This is a genomic window from Hymenobacter radiodurans, assembly GCF_004355185.1.
Taxonomy (GTDB): Bacteria; Bacteroidota; Bacteroidia; order Cytophagales; family Hymenobacteraceae; genus Hymenobacter; species Hymenobacter radiodurans.
In genome coordinates this window covers 3,020,310-3,033,114 of sequence record NZ_CP037922.1, presented here as the reverse complement: position 1 = coordinate 3,033,114, position 12,805 = coordinate 3,020,310, and the positions used below count along the sequence as shown (strand labels likewise).

10 protein-coding genes and 1 other RNA gene are annotated in these 12,805 nt (G+C 54.2%); 3 read left to right on the top strand and 8 right to left on the bottom strand.

Annotated features, from left to right (window positions below):
- Window positions 1-136 precede the first annotated feature (136 nt).
- The gene (locus tag EPD59_RS14070; protein ID WP_133273344.1) at window positions 137-910 is read right to left on the bottom strand and encodes an AMP nucleosidase; all 774 of its coding nucleotides are present in this window, start codon (window positions 908-910) and stop codon (window positions 137-139) included.
- Between the two features lie 174 nt (window positions 911-1,084).
- Between EPD59_RS14070 and EPD59_RS14065 the strand changes: the two genes are divergently transcribed.
- Window positions 1,085-1,549: a type I restriction enzyme HsdR N-terminal domain-containing protein gene (locus tag EPD59_RS14065; RefSeq protein ID WP_133273343.1), complete on the top strand. Its 465-nt coding sequence runs from the start codon at window positions 1,085-1,087 to the stop codon at window positions 1,547-1,549.
- A 188-nt stretch (window positions 1,550-1,737) separates the two neighbouring features.
- Here the strand turns inward: EPD59_RS14065 and EPD59_RS14060 are convergent, their stop codons facing one another.
- The 4 genes from EPD59_RS14060 to EPD59_RS14045 form a co-directional block, all read right to left on the bottom strand.
- Window positions 1,738-3,594, bottom strand: a complete 1,857-nt coding sequence (locus EPD59_RS14060; RefSeq protein ID WP_133273342.1) for an LTA synthase family protein — start codon at window positions 3,592-3,594, stop codon at window positions 1,738-1,740.
- A gap of 10 nt (window positions 3,595-3,604) precedes the next feature.
- Window positions 3,605-4,222, bottom strand: a complete 618-nt coding sequence (locus EPD59_RS14055) for an SMI1/KNR4 family protein (protein WP_133273341.1) — start codon at window positions 4,220-4,222, stop codon at window positions 3,605-3,607.
- A gap of 88 nt (window positions 4,223-4,310) precedes the next feature.
- Window positions 4,311-5,465: an alanine dehydrogenase gene (gene ald / locus EPD59_RS14050; RefSeq protein WP_133273340.1), complete on the bottom strand. Its 1,155-nt coding sequence runs from the start codon at window positions 5,463-5,465 to the stop codon at window positions 4,311-4,313.
- A gap of 134 nt (window positions 5,466-5,599) precedes the next feature.
- Window positions 5,600-6,382, bottom strand: coding sequence for a DUF1573 domain-containing protein (locus EPD59_RS14045; RefSeq protein WP_133273339.1), 783 nt, complete (start codon window positions 6,380-6,382; stop codon window positions 5,600-5,602).
- A 237-nt stretch (window positions 6,383-6,619) separates the two neighbouring features.
- On the opposite strand from EPD59_RS14045, the gene EPD59_RS14040 reads away from it, so the two are divergent.
- Window positions 6,620-9,040 carry an alpha-ketoacid dehydrogenase subunit alpha/beta gene (locus EPD59_RS14040; protein ID WP_133273338.1) on the top strand — a complete coding sequence of 807 codons (2,421 nt, stop codon included), beginning with the start codon at window positions 6,620-6,622 and terminating at the stop codon, window positions 9,038-9,040.
- An 81-nt stretch (window positions 9,041-9,121) separates the two neighbouring features.
- On the opposite strand, the gene EPD59_RS14035 is transcribed toward EPD59_RS14040, so the two are convergent.
- Complete coding sequence (locus EPD59_RS14035; protein ID WP_133273337.1) at window positions 9,122-9,679, bottom strand: hypothetical protein; 558 nt, start codon at window positions 9,677-9,679, stop codon at window positions 9,122-9,124.
- A gap of 116 nt (window positions 9,680-9,795) precedes the next feature.
- Between EPD59_RS14035 and EPD59_RS14030 the strand changes: the two genes are divergently transcribed.
- Window positions 9,796-10,797 (top strand): acyl transferase, encoded by a 1,002-nt coding sequence (locus EPD59_RS14030; RefSeq protein WP_133273336.1) that lies wholly within the window; start codon window positions 9,796-9,798, stop codon window positions 10,795-10,797.
- Between the two features lie 69 nt (window positions 10,798-10,866).
- Here the strand turns inward: EPD59_RS14030 and EPD59_RS14025 are convergent, their stop codons facing one another.
- Entirely contained in the window at window positions 10,867-12,024 is a 1,158-nt protein-coding gene (locus EPD59_RS14025) for a sigma-54-dependent transcriptional regulator (RefSeq protein WP_133273335.1), read from the bottom strand.
- A gap of 225 nt (window positions 12,025-12,249) precedes the next feature.
- Window positions 12,250-12,647: RNase P RNA component class A (gene rnpB, locus EPD59_RS14020), an RNA gene on the bottom strand.
- Window positions 12,648-12,805 lie beyond the last annotated feature (158 nt).

Genomic DNA, 12,805 nt, shown 5'->3' with positions numbered 1-12,805 from the left:
TGCAGAGCGCAGCGAAGCATCTCGCGTGCAGATATTAGGTTGGTAATCCTACTACCGCTGCCGAGATGCTTCGCTGTGCTCTGCATGACGTTCTTTTTAGAATGCCAGCTTTAAAGAGTGACAATTCTTTATGCGTCTACTCGAAGCGCATGTGCTTCACCGATTCGCCGGAGTTTTTCAACTCGATCAGCGAGTCAATACCGATCTGCAAGTGCGTGTGCACGTACCCGAGCGTTACTTTGGAGTCGCTTTCGGCCGTTTTCACACCTTCGGGCGTCATCGGGTTATCGCTCACCAGCAGCAGGGCGCCGTGGGGAATCTCATTGATAAAACCCACCACGAAAATGGTGGCCGTTTCCATATCCACAGCCATTGCCCGAATCTGGCGCAGGTATTCCTTGAAGGCCTCATCGTGTTCCCACACGCGGCGGTTGGTGGTGTACACAGTGCCGGTCCAGTAGTCCTTTTCGTGCTTCTTAATCATCGACGACACGGCCCGCTGCAAACGGAAGGAGGGAAGAGCCGGAATTTCCGGAGGCAGATAATCATCGGAAGTACCCTCGCCGCGAATAGCCGCGATGGGTAGAATCAGGTCGCCGAGCTTGGTCTTGCTCTTCAAGCCGCCGCATTTGCCCAGAAACAGCGCCGCTTTAGGCTTGATGGCTGACAGTAAATCCATAACGGTAGCAGCCATCGGCGAGCCCATGCCGAAGTTGATAATCGTGATACCGTTGGCCGTAGCCGACTGCATCGGCTTATCTAGTCCGCGCACTTCTACGTCGAACTGCTCGGCGAACATATTCACGTAATTGATGAAGTTGGTAAGCAGAATATACTGCCCGAACTCCTTGAGTGGCACACCGGTATAACGCGGCAGCCAGTTCTCCACTATCGCGGATTTGTCCTTCATAGGGTGGGGGTAAATGGTGAAATTTTGAATTGAAAAAGATGAAGCAACTGAACAGCTTCCCGTTCGCTTACTTGCTTGTTCACAAACTGATACAAAAAAACCGTCGCACTTTCGAACGACGGTACAGCGGATGAAAAGCGGAAGCAGTGATTCCGGGCCGTACCTTTGGAGGTGATGCAAGCTCTCGACCTGCCGCCTTTCGAGTACAAACTTACAAAATCGGGCGTAAACTCCCTGATATGGGACGTATTGCGCCGCAAAAATGTGGTGCTCACCCCCGAAGAGTGGGTGCGCCAACACGTGGTGCACTACCTTATGAACGAGTTGGGCTACCCACGTGGCTTGCTCAGCTTGGAGCGCGGCCATGCCTACAACCAACGCCAGAAACGCACCGATATATGCGCTTTCGGTCCTGGGGGCGCCCCGCTTTTATTGGTAGAGTGTAAAGCCACCACCGTGCCTATCACAGCTGCCGTTGCGCACCAAGTTACTACCTATAATCAAACTGTCGGTGCGCCTTTCCTGCTGCTGACCAATGGCTTACAGCACTACTGTTGGCTGGTCGACTTCGCACAAAAAAGCAATCAGCGCCTAGCCGAAATTCCGAAATATGAGCAGGCGCTGGTTCTTATTTCTTAGGAGTTTAAATTAGTACGTCATGGAGAGCGGCGCGAAGCATCTCGCTCGCTTCGTTGAGTTCACCATTGCAATGTCAGCACGCGAGATGCTTCGCCGCTGCTTCAGGCGCAGAATGCTCTGCATGACAGACGAGTGAAGCTGCTTTTACTTCGATAGCTTATACAGGGAGTTATCCAGCAGTCCATTCGTTAGAAACTGCACGCTGGCACGCAGTTCTTGGCCGTACTGTTGGGCCATGGCAGCATTCTCAACAGGCGTGGGGGCAAATTATGGCGTTGGTAAGGGTAGAGGCGCACTTGGTCGTTGGCCGTCAGCTCCGTGACATAATCTTTGTGAACGAGGTAGTAGGAGCCGCCCGTCAGAAACAGTGCGCGCCCATTGGCTAAGGTATCGAATACGGAATAGCCGAAGGGCAGTAGTTTACCGTTGTCAGGCATACCCAAGTAATCTAGTACAGTAGCCGGTACGTCGGCCTGCTGCGTGATGCGGCTTGTATTGGCGGGGGGCAATTTGCCGCTAGGGTGGAAGAGAAGAAGGGGCGTTTTATAGCTGCCTAAAGTATTCTGATACTCTGGTGTGAGTGTTTGTGACGTATGATCGGCGAGCAGAATAAAGAGTGTATTCTTATACCAGGGCTGTTTGGCGGCAGTTTTGAAGAATTGTCGGAGCGCGAAATCGGTGTAGCCGATGGAGGCGTGAATGGGCAATTTGCCTGGTGTAAAACGGTTTTTGTACTTGGCCGGCACCGGGAACGGCTCGTGAGAGGTGAGCGTGAAAACAGTAGAGAAAAACGGCTGCTGTTGTTGGCTTAGCTGCTGCGCGAAATACTGCAAGTAGGGCTCGTCAAAAATACCCCAATGCCCATCGTAGTCTGGACTTTTGGCTCCGCCCGGATATTCATTGAGCCCAAAATACCGCTGCACGCCCACCATGCCGGCAAACGTATTGAAGCCCATCGTACCATTCTGAGCGCCGTGAAACACGGAGGTAGCATAGCCGTTTCGACCCAGCAGTTCTCCTAGGCCATGCAGCTCATTCGTTTGAAAATTGGAGGTGATAAATGGGCTTTCCATCAGCGCCGGCATGCCAGCTAGCACAGCGGGCAGCGCCTCAATCGAGCGCCGCCCATTGGCGTAGTGGTCACGAAAAAAAAGCCCCCCGGTGGCCAGCGAATCAAAGAAAGGCGTGTAGCCACGGCCACCGTTTTCGATGCCGGTATATTCGGAAGAAAAACTTTCCAGCAGCAGAATCACCACGTTGTCGCGCGGCGCGCTGAGGTCGGCTGCTGGCATTCGAGGTGCTAATGCCTGTTGTAGCCGCGCCTCAGACTGAAAATACGCGCGTCGTTCTACAGCTTGGTAGCCAAGGCTTCGCAGAAAGGTAAATGTGCTGTTCAATGCCAGATGCCCCAACACCGGCGGCAATTGTACAAAGGCGTGCCCCGTGCGCAATGGCTTGAGCTGCAAACCGCCCCGAATGCCAATCACCGCCAGCACCGCCACCAGTACTATCTCCAGCAGGGGCCGAATAAAGCGGCGTTGCAGTGAGCTTGCCGCCGGACTGGGGGGCAAATTTGCAGCCGTTGGCATCGGGTAGAAGTGCCACAGCAGCCCAAACAACACCATAAACGGCGGCACCAAGAACCAGTAATGAAAAGCTAACTGGCCAGCCTGGCGCTGAATGTCGTCGGTGATGGTAAACAGCTCATCGGTTGTGCGGCGCCCTATAAACTTGAAATACTGGCTATCAATAATATTGAGGGCCATTCCTGTTGCGTTCAGAGTCAGATAAACGCCCCGCACAAAACCCTGCCAGCCTTTATCAAACCGCGGCACCAACGACAGCAGCAGAAACGGAAGATTTAGGAGTAGTAGCGCTGCCATATCAAACCGGAAGCCGTGCCAAAACGCCCACGCTACTTCCGTAGCCGATGCTTCGCGAAACACTTCTTGATTAGCCCAGTAAAAGCCCGCGCGCAGCAGCACATACACGCCTAACAGTAAGGCAAAGCGGCGGAGCAACAGGCGCAGAAGGGGTGACAGCATCCTAAGAAATCTAATCCTGAAGCGGCTTGATGGTGAGCGACTGACCGTTGGGCAAGTGCTTAATTTGACGGTATAAGTCAGCCAGAAAAGCCATTCGCTTCGGCACTGAAACTGGCGTTAGTGTGGCTTTGTCAGTAGTGGCGGCAATACAAACCGGCGGATACACGTGTAGCAGTTGGCCGGGCGCCAAAACTTCACCCTGTTGCTGCCAGCGCCGCAAAGGCTCCAGCCCCAGCGCATCCACCGGAAACTTCTCGGCACCAATCAGGAAATGCTTAAAGTCAACTTCCAGCGGGGCGATTTCCCCGGTTTCCGTATCAAGAAAAACAACCTCGCCCTGTCGCAGCAAAAACTGATTGCCCACGCAGTCCTGCGCAAATGGGATGTCAATCTTCAGGACCGTGTCGTAAGTCTTTTGCAGCGCCTGCTCACCCTGCCACGCTTCTCGCAACGAGTGCCACGCCGGCTCAGCACAGCAGCCCCGAATATGCAAGCCACCGAAGTAAGCTACTACGCCATTGTGCTGCCGTAAAAATGCTTGCAGCTCTTTGGGCAGCATCGCCAGTAGCTTATGGTCGATGATGGCCTCGCCGGTATAAATAATTCCTTTCATGTAGGAGCGGTTCACCAAACTAAAGTTTGGTCATAATAACCAAAGAGCCTTTCCAACCTTACGGCCGGAAAGGCTCTTCCGCTATTTGAAAACTAGTATTTAATTAAAAACTCTGAAATCCGCGGTTATCATAAACCGAAGGCTCTTCAAGTACAGAATCAACGCTTACGAGGGGCAGATTCCAGGCTTCAGCTACACCTTGATATACCACTTCACCATTCACCACGTTCAGGCCCAGGCGCAAAGCTGCGTCGCGGCGGCAAGCTTCCTGCCAGCCCAGATTGGCTAGGCGCACGGCGTAGGGCAACGTAGCGTTGGTCAGAGCCAAAGTAGACGTGTAAGGCACTGCACCTGGCATGTTGGCCACGCAGTAGTGCACGATGTCGTCGATGATGAAGGTTGGATCTTCATGCGTGGTCGGCTTGCAGGTTTCGATGCAGCCACCTTGGTCCACTGCTACGTCCACGAGCACCGTGCCGGGGCGCATGGTTTTGAGCATGTCGCGGGTAATGAGGTGAGGCGCCTTTGCCCCTGGAATCAGCACGGCACCTACTACGAGGTCAACGGTTTTGATGGCCTCGCGAATGTTGTACTCGTTGGAATACTGCGTCACCACGTTCTTCGGCATGAAGTCATCGAGCTCACGCAAACGGTTCAGGTTGATATCCATGATGGTAACCTGAGCACCTAAACCCGCAGCCACCTTCGCAGCCTGCGTACCAACGATACCGCCACCGAGAACCAGCACGTTGGCAGGCTTTACGCCGGGCACGCCGCCCAGCAGAATGCCACGACCTTTCAGTGGCTTCTCCAGATACTTTGCGCCTTCCTGCGGAGCCATGCGGCCGGCCACTTCGCTCATTGGAATGAGCAGGGGCAGGGCACGGTTGGGAAGCTCTACCGTCTCATAGGCCAAGCACACGGCCTTGCGCTCAATCATGGCGTGGGTGAGCTCCTCGCCGCTGGCAAAGTGAAAATAAGTGAAGAGCAGCTGGCCTTCTTTGATCAGGTTATATTCTTCCTTAATCGGCTCCTTCACCTTCACGATCATCTCTGCCTGCGCATACACCTCGTCGATGGTAGCGAGAATCAATGCTCCGGCTTCTTCGTATTCGGCGTCCTGAAAACCGCTGCCCAAGCCAGCAGTAGCTTGTACATATACGGTGTGGTTGTGCTTGCGAAGCTCAGCTACGCCAGCGGGCGTCAGGCCCACGCGGTTTTCGTTGTTCTTAATTTCTTTCGGTACGCCGATGATCATGGCAGAGAAGTGAAGATGGGTGGATGACGAGGGGTGAAAACGGCCGCAAAGATAAGGGCTGCGACCTTTCTTATAGTTTAAAATAAAGTCAAAGCGCTACGCAAAGCGGATGAAGCAAGGCGAAGCGCCAGTTTTTACTTGAAGGGAACGGCGGTTGCGCTCTCTTTAACCATGCTGGCCGCGTTCAAATCGCGCACTACATTGGCTTTTATGGTAAGCTTAGCAGGACCTTCTACGGCATTGGAGTTCAGCGTGGCTACATCCGTTATCGGGCCGAGCTGGCGCTGCGCGTAGAGCACCTCTATCACGGCGCTTTGACCGGGCTTGATGGGCTGGGGGGCTTTTTTGTAGCCTACGCAATTGCAAGGCGAGGTTATCATGCCTAGTAACAAGTCTTGCTTGCCTGTATTTTTCACCGTGAACCGAGCAGAAGGCTGCTGGCCCGCTTCCATCTTCCCGAAATCGTGGGTGGTGCGGTCGAGTACGAGGCGGGGAGCTTGGGCTTTTTGGGCGGGGGTGAGGCTGGCCTTTACTTCTTCAGGCCCAAGCACCGTGCCTTTGATGGTGAGTGTAGTGTTTGGCGTAGCAGCGTTGCTGGTCACTGTTACCGTTTTGTTGAACACCCCAGGCCGGCCTGCACTGCTATATACGGCTTTCACCATACCCGTTTTGCCGGGTAGTACGGGTGTCTTGGTCCAGTCGGGCGTAGTACACCCGCAGGAGGCCTGTACGGTAGCAATGATAATGGGCTGGTTGCCGGTGTTTTTGAACTTGAACTCGTGCGTGGCCATCGTGCCTTCGGGCACATTGCCGAAATCATGCTGCTCTCTCTCAAACGTCATTACGCCTTGAGCTTGAGTTGAAAAGCATAGCAGCAGCAAAGCCAGGCTGAATAGGGGAGAGGCAAACTTTTTCATAAAATGATAGCAGTAAAGGTCGGAGAAAACAGAGGCAAATAATGGCGCAATGAGCGGCAAAAGCAGACTACAATTCCACAGATTACTCCCCAAAGATAGACAAAAACATACCGGCCTCGTAGGGGGCTGATGGGGCCTGTAGCCGGTATCGCGCCCAAATCTGTACTTTTGTGCGCCGTTCGAAGAAACCCCCAGTTCTACTGATCGGCGCCATCTGCTTTATTTCTACTCTTCCCTATGTCCACTGCCGAATCTGCACTAGCCGCCACCCCGGCCACCCTCAGCAAAGAAGACCTGCTCCACGACTACCGCCTGGGCTGGGAAAGCCGCCACGCCTCCTTGGCTGGGCGGAAGGAGGTATTTATGGGCAAGGCCAAATTTGGCATTTTCGGTGATGGCAAAGAACTGCCTCAGCTGGCCATGGCCCGCGTGTTTCAGCCCGGCGACTTCCGCTCCGGCTATTACCGCGACCAGACCTTCATGATGGCCGCCGGCGAGCTGACGTTGCAGCAGTATTTTGCCCAGCTCTACGCTCACCCCGATGTAGAAGCCGAGCCTGCCACCGCCGGTCGGGCCATGAATGGTCACTTTGCTACTCGCCTGCTCGATGAAGATGGTAACTTCAAAAACCTCGCGGAGCTGAAAAACTCTTCGGCGGACGTGTCGCCGACGGCTTCCCAGATGCCGCGCTTAGTTGGTTTAGCGTATGCCTCGAAGCTGTACCGTCAGAACCCCGAACTGCATGAGCTGACCCAGTTCAGCGTGAATGGGAACGAGGTAGCTTTTGGTACCATTGGCAACGCCAGCACCTCCGAAGGAATGTTCTTTGAAGCGCTGAATGCTGCCGGCGTGCTACAGATTCCGATGCTCATATCGGTGTGGGATGACCACTATGGTATCTCTGTTCCGGCTGAATATCAGACCTGTAAGCAAAGTATCAGCGCCATTCTCAGTGGCCTGCAGCGCGAGGCACCCGGCGAGCAGGGCTTTGAGATTTTTGTCGTGAAAGGCTGGGATTATCCAGCGTTGCTTGATACCTATCAGCGGGCCGCCGAGGTGTGCCGCCGCGAGCATGTGCCGGTGCTCGTTCACGTGACGGAAGTAACGCAGCCTCAGGGGCATAGCACGTCGGGCTCGCATGAGCGATATAAATCCAAGGACCGCCTGACCTGGGAGGAAGAGCACGACTGCTTGCTCAAAATGCGTGACTGGCTGCTGTCCGAAGAACACGCTACGAGTGAGGAACTGGATCAACTGGAGAATGAAGCAAAGAATACCGTGCGTGAAGCGCGTACGGCTGCCTGGGGGGATTTTTTCAACCCCATTAAGCAGGAGCGCGACGAGGTAGTGGTATTGTTAGAAAAGCTGGTAGATGAAACCGGCCGTCAGAACGCCCTCCATGAAATGGTGGAGCAGTTGCAGCACAACCCCGCACCCATCCGCGCCGACATGGTGCGTACGGTTCGGAAAGCCCTACGCTTCACCCGCGACCAACAGCGTTCCGCCAGCCGCCGCGAACTGACCAATTGGCTCGATCAGACGCTGGCTGAAAATGCTGACCGCTACAATTCCTACCTCTATAGCCAAAGCGAGCAGGCTGCGCTTAACATAGAAATTGAGCCTATTAAGTTTGCCGAAAATGCCCCCCAGGTTGATGCCCGCGAGGTATTGCAGGCCTGCTTCGACGCTAACTTCCGCCGCGACCCCACCATCTTCGCCATCGGCGAGGATGTCGGCCGCATCGGTGACGTAAACCAGGCTTTTGCTGGCTTGCAGGAGAAATTTGGCGAATTGCGCGTGACCGATACCGGCATTCGTGAGTGCACCATTGTAGGCCAGGGCATTGGCGCCGCGATGCGCGGCTTACGGCCCATTACCGAGATTCAATACCTTGATTATCTGCTGTATGCTATCCAGATTTTGTCGGATGATGTAGCGTGCTTGCAGTACCGTACTAAGGGTGGACAGAAGGCTCCACTAATCGTGCGCACCCGTGGGCATCGGTTGGAAGGTATCTGGCACAGCGGCTCGCCTATCGGCATGATTCTGAGCAGCATTCGGGGTATGCACGTGTGTGTGCCGCGTAACATGACGCAGGCCGCCGGCTTTTATAATACCCTATTGCGCAGCGACGAGCCCGCCTTGGTTATTGAGCCGCTGAATGGCTACCGCCTGAAGGAGCGCATTCCGCAGAACGTAGGTGAGTTTACGTTACCGCTTGGAGTGCCGGAAGTATTGCAGGCTGGCACCGACGTGACTATCGTAACCTATGGCTCTATGTGCCGGATCGTACTGGATGCGGCCAAGCAACTAGGCGAAGTTGGGATTTCGGTGGAGGTGATTGACGTGCAGACGCTGCTTCCTTTCGACTTGCAGCACGTTATTGCGGACAGCGTACGTAAAACCAGTCGCATACTTTTCGCCGACGAAGATGTGCCCGGTGGCGCTACGGCTTACATGATGCAGCACGTGCTCGACGACCAGCAGGCCTACCGCTTCCTCGACTCGCAGCCCCGTTGTTTAGCTGCCCAGCCCCACCGTCCGCCCTATGGCTCCGATGGCGATTACTTCAGCAAACCCAACGCCGAAGATGTATTTGATACGGTATACGAGATGCTGCAGGAATCTGATCCGAAGCGCTTCCCAGCGATTTATTAAGCAACTCAACGAGCACGAAAAACCCCGGCCAGAGTATATCTGGCCGGGGTTTTCTCACCTTTCCTTAACGACGAAATTCCCTTAACGCGGAATTGTGATGGGGTCGGTGGTGACGGTGTTGCTCTGGTTCAGAGCACGGTCGAAGATGGATACGTTGAAGCGTACGGTCTGGCCGGGGGTAAAGGGCGAGCCCACATAGAAATCGTAGGTGAAGTTCAGCTCGCCGCGCAGTGGAGCTTCGCGGCTGTCAGTAGCCAGCGGTGGATAAGTACTGTTGTAGTTAAAGCTGGGATCAGGCAGCTCCAACTCTACAAAATCGCCTTGAGCGTTGCGGATAGAAGGCGTGAGGTAATAATTGTTATAGTATGGGTTAGGCAATCCATTTTTAATGCGAGCCCAGGGAGAATCATCCGTTTTGTCCGCCTCATTCAAACCAAGGTCACCGTCGCCATCCCGAAAGCTAACGGTAATGGTAACTTTATCGTAAGTGCCGCTGGCATCAGATATTCGCTGCGAGGTAATGCGCTCAAAGTCGATAGTGGGCGTTTCCGGATACTCTGGCGGCTCCAGACATGAGGATACTGTCAGGCCCGTGAGCAGGAGTAGGGCACCCATCCGAAGAGTACGAAGTAGGTTCATATAGAAGAAAAAAAGATAGGTCGAACGTAGCCTTCTCAGCCAGAACGGAAGATACAACTTCTCAACGAAGACGTGTTGCGTTTGTTATACCTTGCTTTTAACCCCACTGTTTTGCAATGAGTTTCCGCGATGAGCACCTGCGTGTTCTACCTTCTGTCTCACCTACCAATTTTGAGGAAATAGCTCTGGCCTTATTTCGGTATCAGGCCCAAAATTGCCCCCCATACCATGACTATATCGCCGCGCTGGGCCGCAAACCCAGTGACGCTAAAAAGCTGACGGACATACCTTTCCTGCCGATTGAGTTTTTCAAAACCCACGAGGTACGCACCGCACCCGCCGATTGGGCTCCGCAGGAAATCTTTCTGAGTAGCGGTACCACCCAGCAGCAACGCAGCCGCCACCTCCTGCGCGACCCAGCGCTGTACAGGCGCAACGCCGCGCGAATTTTTGAGCAAACCTACGGCCCCCTGACCAACTGGATTTTTCTGGCGCTATTGCCCTCCTATCTAGAGCAAGGGCAGTCTTCCTTGGTGGCTATGGTTGAACATTTTGCCACCGTATCGGGCCAAACTCAACCCGCGTTTTTCCTGCACGACCATAAGGCTTTGTTGCAGGCGCTAGCAGCAGCTAAGCGCGATTCTGGTCGTCAGGTAATGCTTCTGGGCGTGTCGTATGCCTTGCTCGATTTGGTAACTGCCTATGCGGGGGCGCCCGAGCTATTAGGGCTCACGGTGCTGGAAACCGGCGGCATGAAAGGACGGCGGCGCGAAATGATTCGGGAGGAGTTGCATGCCGAGTTGCAGACCGCTTTTGGGCCGCAAGGTATTCACTCCGAATACGGCATGACCGAGTTGCTTTCTCAAGCTTACAGCACCGGCAACGGCCGCTTTTTTTGCCCCCCAGTCCTCCGCATTCTGCTCCGTGAGCCGTCCGACCCATTTTCCGTTGACACTACACGCCCGGCCGGTGCTATTAATGTCATCGACTTGGCGAATATTGATTCCTGCGCCTTTATCGAAACCAAAGACTTAGCTCGTCAATATTCTGATGGCTCATTTGAGGTGTTAGGCCGGCTGGACAACTCAGATGTGCGCGGCTGCAACCAGATGGTGTAGGCGCTAACGCACTAGCCCCGCCTTCTTTGGTTGGAAGAGGTGGGGCTAGTGCGTTAAACCTGTGGCTATTTACTTGCCGGAATACATTTTGGCGTCTGATTCCGTAATGGTATCGTCGCTCATGATTACCAAGCGCTCCACTACGTTGCGGAGCTCGCGGATATTGCCGCGCCAGTCGAGGCTTTTGAGGTAAGCAAGGGCCTCGGGAGCGACGATTTTGGGCTTGTTGCCATAGTCGCGAGCAATATCGTCGAGGAACTTCTGCACGAGGTCGCCGATATCTTCGCGGCGGTCATTCAGCGGCGGAACTTGGATAAGGATAACCGACAGGCGGTGATATAAGTCTTCGCGGAAATTGCGGTCCGCGATTTCCTGTTGGAGGTTTTTGTTGGTGGCGGCCAGCACGCGCACGTCTACCGTGATTTCCTTTTCGCCCCCCACGCGGGTTATCTTGTTCTCCTGCAAAGCTCGCAGCACTTTGGCCTGGGCGGAAAGGCTCATGTCGCCGATTTCATCCAGAAACAAGGTGCCACCGTGCGCTTGCTCAAACTTGCCAATGCGCTGCTTTACCGCCGATGTGAACGAGCCTTTTTCGTGACCAAACAGCTCACTCTCGATCAGCTCGGATGGAATTGCGGCGCAGTTTACCTCAATCATTGGTCCGTTGGCGCGGTTGCTTTGCTCGTGCAGTTGGCGGGCCACCATCTCCTTTCCAGCACCGTTGGGGCCGGTAATGAGTACGCGGGCATCGGTGGGGGCGACTTTAGCAATGGCCTTGCGCACTTGCTCCAACGCCGGCGAGCTGCCAACCATCTCGGAACTCTTAGCGATTTTCTTTTTAAGCGTCTTGGTTTCGGTTACCAGCTTGGTGCGGTCGAGGGCATTGCGCACGGTTACCAAGAGGCGGTTCAGGTCTGGTGGCTTCTGCAAGAAATCGTAGGCACCTTTCTTTGTAGCATCTACGGCGGTATCGATGCTGCCGTGGGCCGAAATCATAATGAAAGCGGCATCGGGGGCCAATTCTTGCGCGCGGCTTAATACTTCCAGCCCATCCATTTTGGGCATTTTGATATCGCAGAGCACCACGTCGTACTTATTCTTGATAAGCATATCTAGGCCCGACGGACCGTCTTCGGCCTGATCGACGGCGTAGCTTTCGTACTCCAGAATTTCCTTTAGTGTATTACGAATCGACCTTTCGTCGTCGATAATGAGGATTTTGGGCATAAGCTGAGAGCAGAATAGATTAATACTGAGGGTGTAGCGAAGGTAACGAAAAGCTTTACCCGTTTAGTGAGTAAAGTTATTGAAGGATTCGATGAGGAAAGAACACAATACACATGAAAAATTGTAATTATTTAATTTGAAGGCTCCTATCAGAAATATTTGCCCCCCAAGTAGCTTTAAAACAAAACCGGTCGTCGCAACCGAAGTTACGACGACCGGTGATGCGGTGGTGATGAGTCTGTAAGCCGGGTTTTGTCCGCTAAGCCCGAAAGCTCGGCGTCTCCACCATTTATCTAGGCCAGTCGTTGCCGAAAGGCTCCATCAACCTACCCACGGACGCCGGACGAGCCGCCCGGTGCTGCCTGTTGCTAGGCAGCGTGCCCGCTTATTTGGTCTTTCAACCCCTGAGGTTTACCCAGCCGACACGGTCACCCGGCCGCTGGTGCGCTCTTACCGCACCTTTTCACCCTTACCGGCTGCCCGAAGGCAACGTAGGCGGTAGTTTTCTGTGGCACTGGCTGTCTGAGCCTTACGGCCCATCCTTCCCGTTAGGAAGCAGGGTGCTCTGCGTTGCCCGGACTTTCCTCGCCGCCCGAAGGCGCCGCGGTGGAGCGACCCATCACAAAAGCAAAGGTAGCGGTTTCGTTGCTTGCATGGTTACCGTTGAGGCTGACACCTGTTTTATAGAAGAGGTAAGAACCCACAGCTTGACTACTCTCAGCTAGGCCTTGAGGAGTCCAACTAACACCGAAAAACACATATAATTATCACTATGTCACAA

Coding starts and splice junctions, on each gene's coding strand:
- EPD59_RS14070 (WP_133273344.1), bottom strand. CDS start 910: ATGAAGGACAAATCCGCGATAGTGGAGAACTGGCTGCCGCGTTATACC.
- EPD59_RS14065 (WP_133273343.1), top strand. CDS start 1,085: ATGCAAGCTCTCGACCTGCCGCCTTTCGAGTACAAACTTACAAAATCG.
- EPD59_RS14060 (WP_133273342.1), bottom strand. CDS start 3,594: ATGCTGTCACCCCTTCTGCGCCTGTTGCTCCGCCGCTTTGCCTTACTG.
- ald (WP_133273340.1), bottom strand. CDS start 5,465: ATGATCATCGGCGTACCGAAAGAAATTAAGAACAACGAAAACCGCGTG.
- EPD59_RS14045 (WP_133273339.1), bottom strand. CDS start 6,382: ATGAAAAAGTTTGCCTCTCCCCTATTCAGCCTGGCTTTGCTGCTGCTA.
- EPD59_RS14040 (WP_133273338.1), top strand. CDS start 6,620: ATGTCCACTGCCGAATCTGCACTAGCCGCCACCCCGGCCACCCTCAGC.
- EPD59_RS14035 (WP_133273337.1), bottom strand. CDS start 9,679: ATGAACCTACTTCGTACTCTTCGGATGGGTGCCCTACTCCTGCTCACG.
- EPD59_RS14030 (WP_133273336.1), top strand. CDS start 9,796: ATGAGTTTCCGCGATGAGCACCTGCGTGTTCTACCTTCTGTCTCACCT.
- EPD59_RS14025 (WP_133273335.1), bottom strand. CDS start 12,024: ATGCCCAAAATCCTCATTATCGACGACGAAAGGTCGATTCGTAATACA.